Raw genomic sequence first — 18123 nt, 5'->3', positions numbered from 1 at the left:
TTAAACAGCTCCTCCCCGTTCCGCCATTTTCTTCATAAGGTTCTGTTTTCTGGAACGTGTAATATATATTTTGTTTCCAGAATAAAGTGTTACAGTGAGATCATGTAATGATTCTATGCAATCTACATTGACAATAATTCCGTTATGGCAACGAACAAAGAAGAACTGTTCTAATCGTTCTTCCAAATCTTTCATCTTAAAATATCCTGCTTCTTTCTTTCCACTTCTTAAATGAAACAGTACTTTCCGATTTATTGTTTCAATATATTCGATATCTGAAAGAAATAGTTTAAAATAACCTTTTTCATTTTTTACTGCAATATATCTCTGTTCATATGTATTCAGTTTTCGTAGTGCCCGGTTCATTTCACAATTTATTTGGACTTGTGTAATCGGCTTCGTAATAAAATTTTGCACGTCATACTTATAACCAGCTCCCAGGAATTCATTATGCGAAGACACAAAAAGAACAATTGACTTTTCATCATGCTTTCTTATAATATCCACTAATTCCATACCATCCATAGCTGGCATTTCTATATCTAAAAAGAAAATCTGGAATTCTTCTTTTAAAGATTCCATTAACTGCAATGGCTTAGTATATTTTTTTATTATAAAATCCTGCTCATTTTTCTTTTCATAAACTTTTAACATTTTTTCTATTGTATCTATAAAACATTTTTCGTCATCACATATCGCTATTTTTATCACTTTCATCACCCATTTGTCTTTTAAACATATTTTCTACTTGTGCTTCACTTAATCTTCTGCCAAGCGTTAGCAAAGTGGTCTTATTTGCCTCATCGAGTTGCTTATATATTTCCCACAATTCTTCTCCCTGTGAACTAAACAAATTATTCTGTTCTTCATAAATAAGAATGTCAATAGGAACATGGAATATATCTGCCAATTTTATCAAAAGATTACAAGGTATGTTTTCAATCCCCGCCTTCTCAATCCTACTGATTGTTTGCTGACTGGTTCCCAATTTTTCGCTTAATTCGCTTTGAGAAATTCCTAATTCCTTACGTTTCTTCCTAATTATGTTCATTTTCATCACCACTTTTACTATCATTTTAATCAAATACCAACATATCAAGTATTTATGATGTCTCATAATAAAAATAACGCATTTTTACTAATTTATCAAGTTTATTTTATCCTATTTTTTTATCATACTTATTCCATAAAGTTATTTTTTTCTTTTCAAAATAGCACATATCTGGATTATATCCATTTATCTGATTACTGTATGATAGATTGTTCATAATACATTTACAGCTCTGACATTTGGCATGTATATTACACTTTAAACAAGCATTACTTTGGTTTGCTAATTCCCGATATTCTTTTATTTTTCTTACGGAGAAACCTTTCTCCACATCTCCTAAACACCCACTAGACTCTAAATTAGCTGCACATCCATAAATCCCACCATCTGTTTTCACATATATTTGGATTAACCCCACTCCACAGAATCCGGAATTCACGTATTCTTCTCCATATTTTTTTAAATCCAATATTGGTGCCCACAAAAATGCTTGTCCGTTCTCTTTTTTCTTTATATAATAACATAAAATATTTTCCCATTCCTGCCCCAATTTATCTAATTGCTCAACAGTCCACCTATGTGTAACATCTATAGAAGAATCTACGATACTAAAATGTAAATCTTCTACTAGATGTTTAACAGACTTAAAAGCTTCCCAGTAATTATTCTGAGTAACTACATGAGCGACCTGAATATATTGTTTTGTTCTCTCTTCGTACTCTCTAAAGTAACTTATGTTCTGCATTATATTCCTATAACTTCCTATACCATGTTTTGTTTTGCGATTTCTGTCATGAGTTTCCATTGTTCCATCTATGCTCAATTTTAAATGAACTCTATTATTTACTAACCATTCCAAAACTTCATTATTCATAATTGTACCATTCGTGGTAATAGAATAAGAAACCGCAATTGTTCGTTTCGCAGCCTCCTCTTCAATATATTCGACCAATTTCTGTAAAAGTGCAAAACTAATTAACGCTTCTCCTCCTACAAAATCAACCCACAATCTTTTATCCTTATGCTTTTCTACATTTAGAAAAGCTATTTCTAGCCCTTTACAGGCAATTTCTTCGGGCATTATCTGATTTGTTTTCTCTCCAAGATAGCAATAGTCGCATCGTAAATTACAAATTTGATTTACCTCTAAAGTAATCGTATACATCTCTTTCCTCCAAAAAAGTAACCGCACAGCCTATCCATTTTTCAGATAGGTATGCGGTTCTCTAATTTAGCTTGCTGCATTAATATAAGATCCTGGGAACGGCCAGGGACAATCAGTTAAACATCTCTGTGTTCTTTCTGAACAGCCGGAATAACTTTCTATTTCTTCTTCTGTTATCTCCACTTCTTTTTGATATTCCTCTGTTGTTTTAATTTCCTGCATATCCTTTCTCTCCTTTCAATATCAGTAAGTATGTCCAAACTATACTCTGCTTTTTCCTATATATCAACATTCCATGTCTAAATCGACTTTTTTTTTGCATAAAATATTCAATCTATCTATTTCCTACATAAATAGCTAATTCTTTCATAAATTCTTCTTTTTTATATTTACTCACCGGAATCTCTTTTAACTGTTGATTCTTATCCTTAACGAGTACACTATCATTCTTTAAACCTTCTACATAATCAAAATTTACTATGTAGCTGTTATGACATCTGAAGAATAATTTTCGGCTTAATCTTTCCTCCAGTTCCCTCATCCTTTGGCTACTTTGTATTTCTCCCTTATTCGTATGCAGAATCAATAGTTTGTTCCTTACCTGTATGTAGATTATATCTGAAAGCTGTAGCGTAATCAATCCATCTTGGCACTTCAAAAATAATTTTTCCTCTGCACACAACAATTTCTTTTTATATACTTTATTTAAAAGGTGTTCTACCTTTTTATATAATAATGGCTTTGATAAGAAATCCTCTGCATCCACTTCAAAACCTTTCCCTGCATTTGATATTGTGTAAAAGGATGTACAAAATACTATTACAACATTTTCATCTATACTTCTAATTCGTTCTGCTGTTTCAAACCCATCTAATTCCGGCATAGAAACATCCAAAAAAATTATGTCAAACTTTCTCTTTTGAAAGTTTAATAACAATTGTGAACCACTTCCGTATGCAGTAATTTTAACCTTTATATGGTTTTCATTACCATAACGTATTATATAGTTCTCCATTTTTTTGTTATAGTCTGTAATGTCATCACACAATCCTACTTTAATCAACCTATTCCCTGCCTTTCTGATGTGTCAATAATCGTTGAATCAAAATATCTATTGTTAATTTATTTTCCTCACAAAGATTTCTATATTTTTCTAATAATGCCCATTCTTTCTCCGTTATATTTTGTTTCTCATCATGATTTCTGTTTATTTCATCTAAACCCTTTTTATTCTGTTCCCTTCCCATGAATACATCCTCCTTATCTTTTTATAATAAATGTCCTCATTGATACTAGTCTAGTTTTCTTGTATAGATTGCCTTTTTTATTGCCTACTTGGTAATCACAACATTCTTTTATTATCGTTCAGCTCTCTATGATATACGGAAGAGGCGTACCTTACCAGTCACGCCTCTTCCTATACTACTATAATACTATTCTACATCTCTAAAATACCGTATGCACTTCAGCAATTCTGCTGTTAATTCCTGATACAGATCTTCATCAAAAATCCCTTCTACCAAAGCATTTTTAATTAAAAGTGGTCGGTACATTTCAAATATTTCCAGTATGGCCTCTTGATTCCCTTGCCTTGCCCGGTATAACAATTCTTTAAAATTCATGATTTCTTTCCTCCCATTCTCTTGCGTATTTTCCGGATAGCCCAATAATATGCACCTTTACACCGTTCTTCCGGCATCTGATTCAAGATGCTCATTTCTTTAAATGTACGTTCCTCAAATACATGCTGATAGATAAGCTTTCGTTCTTCCTCATGCAAAGAAAACATGGCTTCCATAAGGTTTATGTCCGTCATCTCATTCCATTCTGGATAAATCCCCTGTGCTTCTTCCATGAGCAGTCGCTCTTTCTGCTCCAATTCCAGCCTTTCCTCTGGCGAAATATCCGTATCTGTAAATTCTTTATCTTCCAGATTTTCCTCTGCAAATAATATTTTCTGCTGCTTTTCCAGATACCGAAGTCTTTTTCCTCTTATAGATGCCAACAAGTACGCAGTAAAATAATTTCTTGTCTTAGATCCGTGATATTTTTGTTCTTCTTTCATTTTCTACCTCCGAAATTTGAAATCAATAAGTTTCCAAACTTCAGAGGTGGAGATCTGCATCTATGAAGGATATTTTTATTTTGGTAAAAGAAAACGCCGAACCACATTTCTTCTGGCTCGACATCTTTCTTATCCCATGCATCATCCTGCACGGTGACTTCATATATTAACGCATATACTGCATATAAATAACCCTTTTGGCACCCCTGCAAAAGCAAGATTTTTTTGACGAATCATTACACAAGTGCCTTGTCTTTCCTTGCAGCATAGATGCTCCTCCTTTGTAGGTTCTCCTGCCCCGCAATTCACATTATATTGCGTATCTTCATGCACTATAATGCGTTTCTCTTACTATCAATCTACGATAAAATAAAACAATAAGTGAGGTGATGCGGATGCTGATGGATACCGTCAAGAAAAAATTAGGCTATATGGTAAGAAGTGAAAGAGAAAGGCGTGGTCTGTCACAATCAAGACTTGCAGAACAAGCCGGTGTGTCCACCCGGACCATTTCTGATATTGAAACCTGTAATGGCAATCCGGAACTTGCAACTTTAATCCCAATCGCTCAATTTCTGAATATTTCAATTGATGCAGCTGTTCAGGATGAACGAAAGGAACCGGACACTACTACTTATCAGATTATGAAAGAACTGCAAAACTGCTCTGAAGACGAGCGGCAAATTGCCCTACGCACCTTGCGTGGGCTTCTTTCTGCATTGAAAGAAAAGGATCCCCTCAATTAAGCCTTTTTCTGACAATATCTGACTTTTGATTATACGGATGAAATCTGTGAGAAACCTGTGCGAAATCTGTGGGGTTCCTGTGAATTGGCATAAATGTGCAACAAAAAAGAAGCACTCAAAATCCGATGCTTCTTTTTTCTTTTCTATCTATTTCTAAATGCACTCATTGCATCTCTAACGCTTTTGGCAACTTCAGGTGCAAGGACAAATTCAGATACCTTCTGTTTCTCTATTTCTTCTTCCACTTGAACATTCTCCTGTTTTGAAGAATAGTTCTGCATTGCTTTTTCCACTTCTTGCTTTACCAATTCCAACATCATAATCTGCAAAGCTTCTTGGTTCAATACAGCCCCTTCTTCTGTTCTGCCGCCATCTATATGCGTTACCACTGCTGATGCAATTAAGTCGGCTTTATCCCTTACGGCGTTTAAAATCTCTACTGCACGTACATGAGTTGGTTTCGTTTTATCAAACCCAAGTGTGAATTTATAAGGATTCTTTTTCTCCACATTAATCACACTCCTCTACATAATCTGAAACAATCTGTCATATCCTTTGGCATTGGCAGAAATATCCTCAATAAAGGTATATTTCCCCAGACGGTCCGATTGTTCCAGAAAATGGCTCAATAGCTTTGCCCCACCTCCAATAAATACCGTATATGCTGCTTTGGTATCTATTCCTCTCTCTCGAATGCTGTTCAGCAGATCCTTTACAAAATCCTGCACCATACCTTCTGTCATACGGACTACAGCCTCTTCATAAAATTCTGTGTTTCCCTGAAGGATACTGTCAATATCACTTTCCTCTAACAAAATATCATATTCACTGTTAATCCCGGAAATAATCTTGTTATACATGGTAATCACGCCTTTTTCCATGGAATCACAGGCTTCCATATCCGGATTACCTTTCCGCATCAGAAGATAGTCTGTAGTAAATCCTCCTATATCAATTCCTACTACTTTGGGAATCTGCTGCAGCTTTTCAATCATAGTCATCATAGCCGCATAGTCCTGTGGAAATGCCATTACCTCTCCAATGGTGATATGATATGTACTACCACAGTAATTGATATCATGAATTTTCCCTTGTCTTTTAAAATATGCTTCATACCGTTCACAAAGTTCTGCATAATGCTTGGGTGGCAGCCCAATCGGAAGATCCACCTGAATGACATCCTCTGGCTGAATTTGAGAGTTTTCCTCCAGCTCTTTTACGATTGCAAATAGAGTCAGGATAAAAAACCGATCATCCTGCGTTTTATCTCTTTGATAAGGAATCCTATTTTCACTCAGCACATAATACTTTCCCTCATAGAACAGGAACTTTTCCCCTCTGGCAGGCTTTTTATCCTGAATGGTAAGCCCTGTCGTAAATACCTGGGAACAGGTTTTCATATTTCTATTGCCATGGTCTACCGCAATCCGAACTTTTTTTATCATAAAATCATCTCTCCTTTTTTCTTTATACTTCTCTTGTACGCAGAACTTCCGTACAAAGCAACTTTTTTTCAAAAAAATTCTGTCTGCGGCATTTTACCACAGACAGGTGCTTTCTTCCTATACAATGATTTTTAACATTCATCTTTACCTACTATACATTTCCAGTCCTCATTCGAATTATTTCTCTTTATAAAAAATTAATCTGTTCTGCCTTTTGAGGCAAAATCTTTTTAAACAGTTCCATATAGCGTTCATATCCGGCTGAAATCAATGGACCACGAAGTGATGTTTCTGACCAAAGTAGCAGTTCTTCTTCCTCAGAATAATACGGAATATTACTAACTGTAAATTTCCCACCAAAATAATGGGGTGTACTGACTTTCAAAAAATCCTGCATATCCTGCTTTGTCGATACCAGTGGCAAACCTTTCATTTTTCGCACAAAAAAAGCCTCTACCACATCGGGTAAGAAGCCTTTCTTTAAATAAGCATTTGCTCTGCCAAATATTTGGGTTAAACACTCCAGCCGTACTTCTCTTTCTTTTTCGCTGCAAGTTGTATCCAGCACAACCTCTACCAATGCCTTTGCATATTCAAAATCTAACATCTGTTATTCCTCCATTTTTATTTTCTGTTTCAGTTTTCCATGTACTAAATAGCGATAATCCTTTCGGGTATTTACACAAGTTGATAAGGTCACTACCTGATCCTCCTTGGTAACTGTCATCCCTGTGTTATACTCAGCACTTCTTTGTAGTGTTTCCAGAAAAACTTCATAGTCCTCAGAAGTAGGAAAATCATAAGTATATGCTGGATGATCCGTCGGTGCTGCATAACAGGAAAAAATCTGATACTCATAAATATATCCTGTCACATACATATAAAAACAGGGATAGTTTCGATAAAGTGCCTGTGACTGATACTGATCCAGGGTTCCAAACATGCTCCCATCCTTCATATTATGCCCATAGATAATGGAATTTCTGTCTGATAAATCCTCCTGGTTGTGAAAGTCCATAAAAATACTGCCACTTTTATGATTTTCTCCCGTAATCAGGTGATGCAGATAATAGTCATTATCCCTCCCCTGGACTACCGGATAACTAATTTCCAAACCAGGAATCTCAATCCATGCAATGACATCTGGATTGATTTCTTCCAGCTTGTTAAAATCCACCTGTAGGAATCCCTGCTCTGCGACCTCCTCTGGTGTTTCCCCTGGAACCGCTTCTGGTGACAGGTTTTGATCCTCTATCTTTTGTGTAAACCCTTCCATCTGCTCATAGACTTTTTGACTTTCCTGATAATTCAAATAAATTTGCAGTATCCTTCCTCCTGCAAATAAAAAAACAGCAATGGCTACAAGCATAAATATACCGTAAATTTTCTTTCGTTTCATCGAATCCTCCTCTTCCATAAGACCGGACAACTTGCCCGGTCCATATTTACCCCGTATTTTTCAATACATAGTAATAATCATCAATTCCTTTGATCTGCCCATTCCATTCACCATAAGAATCCATGTCCCAAACCATACGGCTCATGGAAATAGACAATCCACTACAGATTTCATACACCTTTCTACAAGCGTTCTGTAGAATCTGCCGTTTCTGCATCTTATGCGGACAATAAAAAGTGGCTGGTTTACGTTGACAGGCATCACATTTCTCAGAATCCCCATCACAATATACCTTCATTTTTTTATCCATATCATAAGCTTCATATAGGTGCTGCAGATGCCTGCTTTTCAGTGTTTCCAAAACTGGCTTTAAATTTCTGTACTGATTGACACCTGCAACGCAAATGAACGTATCTCCAGATAAATAGTGGGCTATCGTACCTTTTAATGCACCTTCTGTTAAATAAATCTGTTCTGCGTCCAGACTTCCTATGACATGTACCGGACTCCCTGATGATACTCCATTTTGGAATTTCACACTGGAAAGCCAGATATACTTCCGTCCCTCCATTACCTGATCCAACCGTATCTGAAATCCTTGTATTTTTCCTTCCATGGATCGAATCGGTATCAAAATCCCAGAATTTTTAGAAGTAAAATTAATTGTCCATTTCCCATCTTGATCTTCATAAAATCCTGGCACACCTTTTACCGTCTGTCCGGATTCCAACAGTTTTTGTACCATATTTTTAATTCCAAACAACGGTACACTACGATACCTCTGTATCTCGATCTGTTCTTTCGTCAGCCCTCTTTTTTTAAGATCTTCCTGATGTTTATCATTTAAGGTCAATAACGACAACATTTCTTGATATGTTCGGTCAATGACATCTGCATCCGCTAACTCGGCATTGAAAATTTCTACAGGCTCTTCTTTATGAACTACCTGATAATCCGTCCGGTATTCCCCCTTTCCCAGAGCTTCCCGGATCTGTCGGTTTGCCTCTGCACTGGAAACACCATGCAGTCTTCCGTATAATTCTAGCATTCCACCTGAAGCATCACACCGATTACACCGGAACACATTTTTCTGAAGATTAACATTCATTTTCCCTTTTGTTTCTCCACAAAATGGACAATTCACATCCATTGACGAAGAATTTTTATGCCGTACTCTAAGCTGCAGTAAATGCACGACATCTGTGATATCGTAGCTAAAGCCTGACATATCATACACTCTATGGTTCCTCCTTTCTTCCACAGCCTTTATTGGCTGTGGAAAGAATGTTAAGCCGGCTATTTGCTATGCCTTTGCAAGAATTACTCTGGCTGCCGCCGGTATGAAATGGTTCTGTCCATGATACTGTTCTGCGAACCATTGCAAGCTGGAAGGACTTTCTATTGCAACCTGTCCCATGGTTTTTCCACTAAATTTTCCCTGTCCTGTTACGGCTACTTGTATTGCCTGCTCATAACTCATCCTTTTCACCAGTTCTTCCACTGGCATATTGGGATCCAGAAATTGCGGCTTAGAAGGCATCTGCTGCATAACTGGTACAGATCCAGTTGCCGGAATCATTACCGGATTTGTCATCTGTCCTGTACCCGTTCCCCCGCCAATCGTATTTCCATTGGCTTGTGCTTCTTGATAAAACTGTTCCATCATCTGCTGCCCCGGAGTTGCTTGAGGCGGAAATGATGGCATGGTTCCTGCTGACTGATTGGGAGTCTGCTGCATTCCTGGTGCAGGGGTTTGTGCTGGCATCGCAGTCTGCATCTGTGTTCCCTGATTTACAGGAATTCCTGCATCTACCTGCATTGGATCATTTCCTTCCCCTACATCAGCAAATTGCAGACCATACCCCGCATCTGCCAAAGCTCGCCCAATTGCCGCTGTTTCTGCCATTTCAAGAAATTTATCCCCAAACTGTGTATCTGCTGTACGAAACTTCTGTGAAAAGGAATTGGCAATATAATTATCTTCCTGATCACACTTATCCAGATAAATTCTGGCTTCTACGACTGCCATATTTTCGGTAAAGTGAACAATCCGGCTGATAATCTTGCCTGTGGGATTTACCAGACGGAACCACAGCTTCCGATATTTCACATCCAGATACCGTTGTTCCTCCTGCCCTTCATTAGAAATAACTCTGGCAAGTTCCAGAGGATAAAATCCTTCCACTTTATTCAGTTCTTCTACTGCTTTTGACTTGTTATATAATAATTCGCTCATTGCCTGCTCCTTTCTTTGGAACCGGCAGGACATCCCTTCATAAAGTAATAACCTGCCAATTCTCAACATTGAACTATTTTGCTATTTTTTTACACAGCCCGGTTGCAAATTGTTGCAGGAATCCGTCTGTTTTCCTGTCTCTGATACCATTCACAATACTGTTGTATTTTTACTGCCAGCATCGTCTTTCTGGTTCCCGTATCATCTGTGTGGATTGCCTGACAAACGGCTTTCCATTCCCCAACAATATAAACACGCTGTTTTGCCCTGGTGATTCCCGTATAAAAGATGTTCCGCTTCAGCATGGGATAAAAAGCTTTTAACCACGGAATGATGACCACCTGGCACTCGCTTCCTTGGCTTTTGTGTATGGTTATGGCGTTTGCATGTTCAATCATTTCCACCTGCTCTGCCTCATACTTCACCCTGCGGCCATCTGTAAATACGATTTGAACCAGAGGGTTATTGTCCTCATCTTCAGCAATCTGTACCAATGTACCCAAATCTCCGTTACTGGCAAATTCTGTATTCTTGTTTTGAAGGATTCTGTCACCTTCCCGAAACATCTCACCGCCAAGATGAAGCTCCCTTTTTCCGGATACAGGAGGATTTACCTCGTCCTGCAGACTGCGGTTCAGTTCCAAGACACCGGCTGCACTTCTCACTTTATATGGAGAAAGTATCTGTACTTGCTCCATACCATACATCTGAATTTCCTTGAGATAGATATTTTTAACAATTTGTGCCGCCGCATCTGCTCCTGAACATTCAACCATCTGGAAATCATCCCCCCATTGCAGGTTTGTCTTTCCTTCATTGATAAGTTGAGCATTTATGGGGATGTTGCTGTCCTTCCCCTGGCGATATACCAGATTTAAAACAGTAACCGGTATTTTCCCGCACAAAATAAGCTGCCGGAACACATCTCCTGCTCCTACAGAAGGAAGCTGGTGGACATCCCCGACCAAAAGCACCCTTGCCCCTGCCTTTATCTTGTAAAAAAATTCATAGGCAAGGTGCATATCTACCATAGATACCTCATCCGCATTAATAAAATCTGCGGATAGTTTATCCGTAAGTGCTTCATAATCACCGTCACCAAAAAGCCCCAGTGCCATGTGCATAGTAGTTGCATCTCCATTTCCAGTACTCTCTGCCATTCTCCTTGCAGCACGTCCAGTCGGTGCCATCAGTTTGACTTCATTCCCGCATTTTTTCTGATAGATATACAAAATGACCTTCAAAACCGTTGTTTTGCCGGTTCCAGGTCCTCCAGTAATAATGCAGATCGGGTTTGCAAAAACCATACGCACTGCTTCTTTCTGCTGTTCGGATAATGTTATGTTTAAATCCTCCTGTGCTTCCTCCAGTTCCTTTTCAATCGTAAGAGCTGGAATTCGCTCGTGCAATTTTCTTGCAATCATAGAGGCTGTATCCTCTTCTTCCTGATGCTGTTTGGTAATGTAAACCCTATTCTCTTCTACCACGATACTGTCCTGCATGACCAGACGATATAGCACTTTTAAAATCTCTGTTTCCGTCACCGGCTGAAGATCCGGTTCTTTATTCAGAACCTTCAATGCATCTTTCACCAGAATTTCCTGCTCCAGATATAAATGTCCGTTCTGCTTCATGGCTTCCCGCAGCACATAGCTGACGCATCCGGAAATACGCATAGGATCATTTGTTGCAGCACAGCACTGCCTTGCAATGGCATCCACAGTGAGAAAACCAAACCCTTTGACTGAGCAGAGTATATAAGGCTGCTTCCGAATGATTTCTACGGATTGATCCCGAAACTTCTGAAGAATCATATTTGCTTTTTTAGGCGTAACATGAAACGGTGATAAAAAAGTCATCAATTCCCGGAATACTTTGTTTTTTCCAAAAGAATCCACAATACGGTCCAGTTTTTTCTGAGATATCCCCTGAATCTTTAATAATTCCTGTGGATACTTTTCCATTACCTCCAAGGTATCCAGACCAAAACGATTGACAATCCGTTCTGCCGTTTTGGGACCAATTCCTTTTAAAGAACCACAAGAAAGGTATCCTAAGATACCTTCCCTTGTTCTAGGTACAACTTCCAAAAAAGTTTCTACCTTGTATTGTGTTCCATGTGAATTTGTCTCCCACTCGCCTTCCATCTCTATTTCGATTTCATCCGTAAGAGGCAAGTCATATCCTTTTGCAGTAAACGCAATGATTTTTTTGTCTGCCCAAAATTTATCTCTGGCAGAAAGAGGAACCTCATGATCCAGCGTGGAAAATAATGCAACCGTATATCCGTTTTCCTCATTTTGAAAAATCTTACGTATATATTTGCACCTCATCGTCTATACTCCTCCAGTTCTCTACTTTCATCAATTCGCCTGGTTTCATCTTGGAATCATACCAATAAACGTCCTTTCCTTTCTCAAATGCTGTCTGAATCTCTCTTCTCATTCCTTCGCTAATGCAGGAGCCACAAATAATTAATACTTCACATAAATCCAGCATCAAAGCTCCAATCTGCATTGCAGTCTCACGCTCTTCTGGGATACGGTCATCCAGCATTAACGGAAGATGAGCATGTGAAGCAAAAGTACGGCAATGATACAGCCTTTTCATCTGCATGAGATAGTATTTTGCCAGTTCCATATTATGCTGCACTCCCTCTGGATTCGGGGCAGCCAGCGGAGAACAGATATATGCCTTTTTTCCTTGTAACATTATGCAACCTCCTTTTTAATTCGGAAAATCCTGCTTTCTGTAGTGCTTGTGTATTCTTCGTAGATATCCGGATGCTGATTTTTCAGCTTCTCCATATTTTCTTTCCCAATCTGGGTGCGTATCGTAGGATTATAAGTAATCCGGTAACGGAAACTCCCATCCTCGATCACTGCCTTACACCCTTGTCCAAGAAGCTCGACAAACGGTACACTCAATGCACGTTGTTCCGCTTCAATCTCCCTTTTTCTTTTTTCCAATTGGGATTTTTCTTCAGATAATTTGAGATATTTTTCAAGACTGCGTGATTCCAAGCTAGATATGCTGATTTCAGGAATTGATTTGTCTGCGTAACCATTATATTTCCGGATACTAGCCAAAATGAGATCTGGCTTTCCGGAATACGGTGGTTCTATTTTCTTCTCCACATATTCTTCCCAGAAGTATTTCTCCTGGTCAATGAGTTCTTCTTCCTCCATTCTATCCCGTTCCAGACACCGGTAAACAAATTCATTTTCATTGTTTCCATAAAGGCAAGCAATATATGCCTTATTCATATTCATGACTGCAAGATAATGACGAACCTGCAAAACATAGTTTTCAGGAATCCCATCATCTGCCCATTTGTCTTTTGCATTGTAATTACAGGTTTTACATTCCAAAATCCCAATGCTGCCATCTGGAAAACGGATAAAGTAATCCACATCCGCTAACATAAACGGATATAGCGGATGCCGGAACATTTTTCGTACAGGGAAAACTTCAAGTCCAGTCTTCTTGGCAAAAATCATGGCAACCAAATCTTCCAGGCGGTGTCCCACTTCTTTCGCTACCCAGTTTTCTTCCTCTTCTTCGATTACTGGCGTAACACCAATTTTATCGAAATACAAATCCCTGATTGTCGCAAATGGGGATAAGCCCATGACTGCCGCTGCATCGCTTCCTCCAATACCAAGACGCCGGTAATTCAACCAATCTTCCCGGCTCAAATCTGCTGTATCTACAAGAACTTCCGGCTGATAATTTAATGCTGTATTCATCTCATTTCCTCCTTACAATTTAATCGTTCCATATACATCAAACCCTTTCCAGTCAAAGGCCAGTGTTTTTGCAATATCTTCTTCCAATTTTAAAATCCGTGGTGCAGAAAATCCTTCACAAGCAGCAAAGAAAGCAGCTTCGTGCATGGCAAAATAAAGATCATGAGCTGTACATGGTTCTTCCCCATATTGTCCCACAAAAAGCTCTACTACTTCGTTTCGGATTTTCTGATTGATTTTGAGTTCCTTCATAATCAGATGCAGACAGTTTACAGGGTTTTGGATATCTATATCCATCAAACCAACAATTCCTTTAACCGCTTCCTGATAACGGGAAAAAATTTTGTCCAGATTATTCCGGAAATCCTGTAAGGTTGCCCCTCTATCATGTGACAGTTTGATAGGACTACCCAGGTTAATGACACGATTACTGGTTTGTGAGAGCATCATGGGATACAGATTCACACCACTTACTGCTACATCAGAAGTAGTCAGGCGCAGTGCAGGAGCAAGGCTCTTATCCTCAATTCCATGATCCTCCAAAGCCTGGTGATAAGTATCCAAAAGTTCCTGATTTCCTCCTAAAGTCCACATAGCAGACACAATGGAATGGTCAAAACTTCCAGATCCCTCCAGATACGTACTTCCCTTAAAATGTGCTTTCAGATAATCACTTGTCATATTGAAGATTGTCTGCATATCCAGTACACAGTAATCATGATCATCACCGCCATGTACTGCAGATACTTTTCCATCTGCCACCTTGATTAAGGCATCTCCTTTCGCTACCTGAAGACAGTAGTTTACTACCTTTGCATAAGTAGCTTTCTCCAGTTTCTTTAATCCTGTTCCATTAATGCCGGCTCTTTTCAGAATTGTATGGATAGCACAGTCACGAACCGGATAAAAATCCTTGTTCACTTTTAATACCAACTGGGTATTCTTTTCTGTATCCTCTACTATTCCTTCCAGTTCTTTTTCACAGGCTTCTTCAATGGTTTCTGCCTCCTTTTCCAATGGAACCAGTTTTAGCATCCTGGTAGGCTTACGAATCCACTTGGACTGCTTTGCCCTCTCAGCCAGAAATTCCAGCATCTCCGTTGTACTTGCAAATGTAGTGCAAAACTCATCTGCATAAATCTTTGTTTCTTTCATGTGTGTACCACCTTTCTTAAATTTATTTATCCATAAACAGCCAAAGCTGATTGTGGCAATCCTGCCTTTCATTAGGACATAAAAAAAGAATGAAAAGTGAAGTATTCCTTCGCTATCCATTCTCATATCCCTGATAATATTACCGAAAAAACAAAAGTGCCGCTATTGCCCCATAAGGACAGATAGTGACACTTTATACAATCATAAACAACTTATGCGGAATAAGCAGCCTTACTGCTCTCCTTGAGTCTTCGGATTTATACAAATCCAAAACTCCCCCTATGGGTGCGCATAAAATTAACTATAGCAGTATAGTAGCACATGATATAGTATATGTCAATCTTCATGCACAATATATTGTATGTTCTTAAATACTCTGCTTTACATATATGACTTCAATTAAAATATTGAAATATCACGTATCCCACCTCTCTTTTTTCAAGTTTATAGAAAAATTTTTTATAAAAAGTACATAATCTGTTCAATCTGAAAAAATCTCAGTTAATTACTTAATGAAATTGTTAAGACAAAACCAAGTCTTACGCTATTGTACCTTGATAATTTTATACCTTATCAGGAAATGTATATAGGTGCTGCAGATAGTGTCGCATAAATGCACGCCTGCAGCTTGATGATTACATAGTAACACCTCATACGTGCATGAAACATGGCATAGGAAACGGTTTCCTGATATGTCTACTCTTTCATTAATCTAATTTATAGAGGTGATTATATTGAGTGAAACAGACAATCTCTTTAAAGCATACTCCGTTCAGGAGATAGCATCCATGCTCGGCATTGGAAAAACAAAAACCAGGGAACTTCTTGACAGTGGAATTCTTCCAGTTACAAAAGTTGGGCGGCAATATTTTACTTCACCAGCTTCTATTCAGGAGTTTCTCAAGAAAAACATAGGAAAGCAAATATTCTTTTAGGCCCTTTAGAAAGTTATTGTCAATCAGGCTTGGCTATATTAAAATAGACCTTATACCTGATTTGGCATGAATATCTCATTAAAGAAAGGGAACTATTCATGGCGAGAACAACGAAAGGTACACAACAAAAAAGAAGATCCAAAGGGGATGGATCACTATTTCCAAATAAGAGAGGAGGTTGGACTGCCCGATATAGAAAAAAAGGGCTACCGGACAAGGAGTTTAATGCTCCTACCAAAGGAGAAGCGAAAGCATTATTAGATGACTGGAAGATAAAAGTCGCAATACAAGACGCAATTACTTCAAACATCAAAGTACAGGACTATGCGAACAAATACTTATTCCGCAAAAGTCTCATGGTTGAAGCTGGCAAATTCAAACAAACCAGCCTGGATCGATTAGAAAAAACATACGAAAATCATTTAAAAGATACGGATGCTTTTAGCAAAACATTTTCTAATCTGACTGCTGATGATATTACAGCAACGATTAATGCTAAAAAGGAAATCCTGAGTTATTCATCATTAAAGAAAATTTACTTATTTTGGTCTGCAATGATTAAAACAGCAATTTCTCTCGGCGAACTGCCAAAAAACTTTTCTGATATTTTAAATCGGGTGATAATGCCGGAAGAATCCGTTCTTCCTGTAGAAACAAAGGAAATCTCAATCATCCCACCAGAACATGAGCAGATCATAAAAGAAATTGCAATGGAACCCAGTCCAAATAAAAATGAACGCTATTTGTATAGATATGGTCCTGCCATTGTATTCCTTTTAAACACAGGTTTACGTGGTGGTGAATTGCTTGCATTAGGTCAATCTTCTATCGTGCCCTTTTTAGGACGGCGTGGCATTAAAATCACACATACTCTTAGCAGGGTTAAAAACAGAGAGGCCGGTTCCAAAAAAAAGACTAAAATGATTTTGACTCCTCCAAAATACCCAAATAGTTTACGGACTATTCCATTAAACAAGGAAGCTGAATTTTCACTATCATGTATGATGGAGCTATACGATAAAAATCGGGTTTTTCCAGATTTGATATTATCTACGCAAAATGGTGTCAGCCCTACAATCCAAAATTTAGCCAATACGCTAAAGAAAATTTGTAAGCGTGCTGAGATTCCAGAATATAATCTTCATGCACTACGGCACACTTTTGCAACAAATCTGATCCGACAGACTCACAATATGGGAGAAATAAAGGAAGCTGCTGAAATCATTGGCGATAACTATGAGGTGATCATGCGTACTTATGTTCATACAGACAGTGAACGTAAGGTAAGTTTAATTGATGCTATGATTGCATAAATCTTCCGCTTAACAGAGGTAATGGTTGTCTACAGTATGATGGCACAGGCTGTAACAAGCAAAATTCTTCCACCTTATCGTCCACCTTACGAAACGATTTTACTTGATTTTATAAGGTTTTTAACGGTTTTTGGCGGACATATCTATAAATATTAAAGCATGAAAACTTATATTTTAGAATTAATTTTTTAAAAAAGGGAATTGGATTATGGAAAAAAGGACTTGTAGAAAAAATTGTGAACTTTTTCTTTCCTATAATTTTGCCACCTTATTTTTTTAGACAGAATTATAGGATTTTGAAAAAAGAAAAAGCCTCGAAAACCTTGATTTTCTGGGCTTTTTAAGAGGCGCAGACCGGATTTGAACCGGTGAATACTGGTGTTGCAGACCATTGCCTTACCACTTGGCTACTGCGCCATATTTAGTTATTTTGCACAATTATTGGGTTTGTAGCTCCCCCTGTTGGACTCGAACCAACGACACTGCGGTTAACAGCCTCATGCTCTACCGACTGAGCTAAGGAGGAATAGATATATTATTTGACTCCTTAGTTTGTGGTGTTGCAGACCTTTGCCTTACCACTTGGCTATGGCACCATGCTCCCCCTGTTGGACTCGAACCAACGACACTGCGGTTAACAGCCGCATGCTCTACCGACTGAGCTAAGGAGGAATATTTAATTTAAGGTTTGTACCTTAAAAACTACATACATGCTTGTTGATCGTTAATCAAACTCTTTGAATCAATTCTTAACCTGCGTTTCTTGGTCAAGCCCTCACCCGATTAGTAACAGTCAGCTCCATGTGTTACCACACTTCCACCTCTGCCCTATCTACCTCGTCGTCTTCAAGGGGGTTTACTTCA

The 18123-nt window shown here is 38.3% G+C and carries 21 protein-coding genes, 3 tRNA genes and 1 rRNA gene; 3 read left to right on the top strand and 22 right to left on the bottom strand.

Annotated features, from left to right (window positions below; translation table 11 throughout):
- The 8 genes from BN3261_RS01075 to BN3261_RS01040 form a co-directional block, all read right to left on the bottom strand.
- Entirely contained in the window at positions 1–717 is a 717-nt protein-coding gene (locus BN3261_RS01075) for a LytR/AlgR family response regulator transcription factor (protein ID WP_004223809.1), read from the bottom strand.
- A complete protein-coding gene (locus BN3261_RS01070) occupies positions 689–1051 on the bottom strand; it encodes a helix-turn-helix domain-containing protein (protein ID WP_227218291.1) in 363 nt (120 codons plus the stop codon). Before BN3261_RS01070 ends, BN3261_RS01075 begins: the two co-directional genes overlap by 29 nt.
- Positions 1052–1157: 106 nt before the next feature.
- Positions 1158–2216 (bottom strand): radical SAM protein, encoded by a 1059-nt coding sequence (locus BN3261_RS01065; RefSeq protein WP_004223812.1) that lies wholly within the window; start codon positions 2214–2216, stop codon positions 1158–1160.
- Between the two features lie 66 nt (positions 2217–2282).
- Positions 2283–2438 carry a hypothetical protein gene (locus tag BN3261_RS01060; protein ID WP_004223818.1) on the bottom strand — a complete coding sequence of 52 codons (156 nt, stop codon included), beginning with the start codon at positions 2436–2438 and terminating at the stop codon, positions 2283–2285.
- 112 nt (positions 2439–2550) lie between these two features.
- Complete coding sequence (locus BN3261_RS01055; RefSeq protein ID WP_004842163.1) at positions 2551–3279, bottom strand: LytR/AlgR family response regulator transcription factor; 729 nt, start codon at positions 3277–3279, stop codon at positions 2551–2553.
- 1 nt (position 3280) lies between these two features.
- Positions 3281–3463 carry a hypothetical protein gene (locus BN3261_RS01050; RefSeq protein ID WP_004223822.1) on the bottom strand — a complete coding sequence of 61 codons (183 nt, stop codon included), beginning with the start codon at positions 3461–3463 and terminating at the stop codon, positions 3281–3283.
- A gap of 186 nt (positions 3464–3649) precedes the next feature.
- Positions 3650–3838 carry a helix-turn-helix domain-containing protein gene (locus BN3261_RS01045; RefSeq protein WP_004223825.1) on the bottom strand — a complete coding sequence of 63 codons (189 nt, stop codon included), beginning with the start codon at positions 3836–3838 and terminating at the stop codon, positions 3650–3652.
- The gene (locus BN3261_RS01040) at positions 3835–4281 is read right to left on the bottom strand and encodes a sigma-70 RNA polymerase sigma factor region 4 domain-containing protein (RefSeq protein ID WP_059085267.1); all 447 of its coding nucleotides are present in this window, start codon (positions 4279–4281) and stop codon (positions 3835–3837) included. The genes BN3261_RS01045 and BN3261_RS01040 overlap by 4 nt, the downstream gene beginning before the upstream one ends.
- Positions 4282–4676: 395 nt before the next feature.
- On the opposite strand from BN3261_RS01040, the gene BN3261_RS01035 reads away from it, so the two are divergent.
- Positions 4677–5027 carry a helix-turn-helix domain-containing protein gene (locus tag BN3261_RS01035; RefSeq protein WP_004223831.1) on the top strand — a complete coding sequence of 117 codons (351 nt, stop codon included), beginning with the start codon at positions 4677–4679 and terminating at the stop codon, positions 5025–5027.
- 143 nt (positions 5028–5170) lie between these two features.
- Here the strand turns inward: BN3261_RS01035 and BN3261_RS01030 are convergent, their stop codons facing one another.
- The 10 genes from BN3261_RS01030 to BN3261_RS00985 all read right to left on the bottom strand — a co-directional run bounded on the left by BN3261_RS01030 (position 5171) and on the right by BN3261_RS00985 (position 15011).
- On the bottom strand, positions 5171–5536 hold the full coding sequence (locus BN3261_RS01030) for a stage III sporulation protein AF (RefSeq protein WP_227219350.1): 366 nt from the start codon (positions 5534–5536) through the stop codon (positions 5171–5173).
- 15 nt (positions 5537–5551) lie between these two features.
- Positions 5552–6472, bottom strand: coding sequence for a ParM/StbA family protein (locus BN3261_RS01025; RefSeq protein WP_227219348.1), 921 nt, complete (start codon positions 6470–6472; stop codon positions 5552–5554).
- A gap of 187 nt (positions 6473–6659) precedes the next feature.
- A complete protein-coding gene (locus BN3261_RS01020) occupies positions 6660–7079 on the bottom strand; it encodes a hypothetical protein (RefSeq protein WP_059085265.1) in 420 nt (139 codons plus the stop codon).
- A gap of 3 nt (positions 7080–7082) precedes the next feature.
- Positions 7083–7871, bottom strand: a complete 789-nt coding sequence (gene srtB / locus BN3261_RS01015) for a class B sortase (protein ID WP_227219346.1) — start codon at positions 7869–7871, stop codon at positions 7083–7085.
- A gap of 46 nt (positions 7872–7917) precedes the next feature.
- Positions 7918–9108, bottom strand: a complete 1191-nt coding sequence (locus BN3261_RS01010; protein WP_005342232.1) for a CHC2 zinc finger domain-containing protein — start codon at positions 9106–9108, stop codon at positions 7918–7920.
- A gap of 66 nt (positions 9109–9174) precedes the next feature.
- Positions 9175–10107 (bottom strand): hypothetical protein, encoded by a 933-nt coding sequence (locus tag BN3261_RS01005; RefSeq protein WP_175443006.1) that lies wholly within the window; start codon positions 10105–10107, stop codon positions 9175–9177.
- Between the two features lie 89 nt (positions 10108–10196).
- Positions 10197–12440, bottom strand: coding sequence for an SF1B family DNA helicase RecD2 (locus BN3261_RS01000; RefSeq protein ID WP_059085262.1), 2244 nt, complete (start codon positions 12438–12440; stop codon positions 10197–10199).
- Positions 12418–12819 carry a DUF7768 domain-containing protein gene (locus BN3261_RS00995; RefSeq protein WP_059085261.1) on the bottom strand — a complete coding sequence of 134 codons (402 nt, stop codon included), beginning with the start codon at positions 12817–12819 and terminating at the stop codon, positions 12418–12420. Before BN3261_RS00995 ends, BN3261_RS01000 begins: the two co-directional genes overlap by 23 nt.
- Positions 12819–13856 carry a YqaJ viral recombinase family nuclease gene (locus BN3261_RS00990; protein WP_059085260.1) on the bottom strand — a complete coding sequence of 346 codons (1038 nt, stop codon included), beginning with the start codon at positions 13854–13856 and terminating at the stop codon, positions 12819–12821. Before BN3261_RS00990 ends, BN3261_RS00995 begins: the two co-directional genes overlap by 1 nt.
- Positions 13857–13868: 12 nt before the next feature.
- Positions 13869–15011, bottom strand: coding sequence for a hypothetical protein (locus BN3261_RS00985; protein ID WP_059085259.1), 1143 nt, complete (start codon positions 15009–15011; stop codon positions 13869–13871).
- Between the two features lie 734 nt (positions 15012–15745).
- Here BN3261_RS00985 and BN3261_RS00980 point away from each other — a divergent pair.
- A complete protein-coding gene (locus tag BN3261_RS00980) occupies positions 15746–15946 on the top strand; it encodes a helix-turn-helix domain-containing protein (RefSeq protein ID WP_243148421.1) in 201 nt (66 codons plus the stop codon).
- A gap of 98 nt (positions 15947–16044) precedes the next feature.
- Positions 16045–17259 (top strand): site-specific integrase, encoded by a 1215-nt coding sequence (locus BN3261_RS00975; protein WP_059085258.1) that lies wholly within the window; start codon positions 16045–16047, stop codon positions 17257–17259.
- Between the two features lie 345 nt (positions 17260–17604).
- Here BN3261_RS00975 and BN3261_RS00970 read toward each other — a convergent pair.
- The 4 genes from BN3261_RS00970 to BN3261_RS00955 all read right to left on the bottom strand — a co-directional run.
- A tRNA-Cys gene (locus BN3261_RS00970) sits at positions 17605–17676 on the bottom strand.
- Positions 17677–17712: 36 nt separating this feature from the next.
- Positions 17713–17785 (bottom strand) — tRNA-Asn (locus BN3261_RS00965).
- A 73-nt stretch (positions 17786–17858) separates the two neighbouring features.
- Positions 17859–17931: transfer RNA gene (locus BN3261_RS00960), tRNA-Asn, on the bottom strand.
- A 91-nt stretch (positions 17932–18022) separates the two neighbouring features.
- Positions 18023–18123, bottom strand: a 23S ribosomal RNA gene (locus BN3261_RS00955); the annotation flags it as partial.

The organism is Blautia massiliensis (ex Durand et al. 2017), from assembly GCF_001487165.1.
Classification (GTDB): Bacteria; Bacillota; Clostridia; order Lachnospirales; family Lachnospiraceae; genus Blautia_A; species Blautia_A fusiformis.
This window is presented reverse-complemented; position numbering and strand designations above follow the sequence as displayed.

Coding starts and splice junctions, on each gene's coding strand:
- BN3261_RS01035 (WP_004223831.1), top strand. CDS start 4,677: ATGCTGATGGATACCGTCAAGAAAAAATTAGGCTATATGGTAAGAAGT.
- BN3261_RS01045 (WP_004223825.1), bottom strand. CDS start 3,838: ATGAATTTTAAAGAATTGTTATACCGGGCAAGGCAAGGGAATCAAGAG.
- BN3261_RS01070 (WP_227218291.1), bottom strand. CDS start 1,051: ATGAACATAATTAGGAAGAAACGTAAGGAATTAGGAATTTCTCAAAGC.
- BN3261_RS00990 (WP_059085260.1), bottom strand. CDS start 13,856: ATGAATACAGCATTAAATTATCAGCCGGAAGTTCTTGTAGATACAGCA.
- BN3261_RS01060 (WP_004223818.1), bottom strand. CDS start 2,438: ATGCAGGAAATTAAAACAACAGAGGAATATCAAAAAGAAGTGGAGATA.
- BN3261_RS01065 (WP_004223812.1), bottom strand. CDS start 2,216: ATGTATACGATTACTTTAGAGGTAAATCAAATTTGTAATTTACGATGC.
- srtB (WP_227219346.1), bottom strand. CDS start 7,871: ATGAAACGAAAGAAAATTTACGGTATATTTATGCTTGTAGCCATTGCT.
- BN3261_RS00985 (WP_059085259.1), bottom strand. CDS start 15,011: ATGAAAGAAACAAAGATTTATGCAGATGAGTTTTGCACTACATTTGCA.
- BN3261_RS01000 (WP_059085262.1), bottom strand. CDS start 12,440: ATGAGGTGCAAATATATACGTAAGATTTTTCAAAATGAGGAAAACGGA.
- BN3261_RS01025 (WP_227219348.1), bottom strand. CDS start 6,472: ATGATAAAAAAAGTTCGGATTGCGGTAGACCATGGCAATAGAAATATG.
- BN3261_RS01050 (WP_004223822.1), bottom strand. CDS start 3,463: ATGGGAAGGGAACAGAATAAAAAGGGTTTAGATGAAATAAACAGAAAT.
- BN3261_RS01020 (WP_059085265.1), bottom strand. CDS start 7,079: ATGTTAGATTTTGAATATGCAAAGGCATTGGTAGAGGTTGTGCTGGAT.
- BN3261_RS01005 (WP_175443006.1), bottom strand. CDS start 10,107: ATGAGCGAATTATTATATAACAAGTCAAAAGCAGTAGAAGAACTGAAT.
- BN3261_RS01040 (WP_059085267.1), bottom strand. CDS start 4,281: ATGAAAGAAGAACAAAAATATCACGGATCTAAGACAAGAAATTATTTT.
- BN3261_RS01075 (WP_004223809.1), bottom strand. CDS start 717: ATGAAAGTGATAAAAATAGCGATATGTGATGACGAAAAATGTTTTATA.
- BN3261_RS00995 (WP_059085261.1), bottom strand. CDS start 12,819: ATGTTACAAGGAAAAAAGGCATATATCTGTTCTCCGCTGGCTGCCCCG.
- BN3261_RS00975 (WP_059085258.1), top strand. CDS start 16,045: ATGGCGAGAACAACGAAAGGTACACAACAAAAAAGAAGATCCAAAGGG.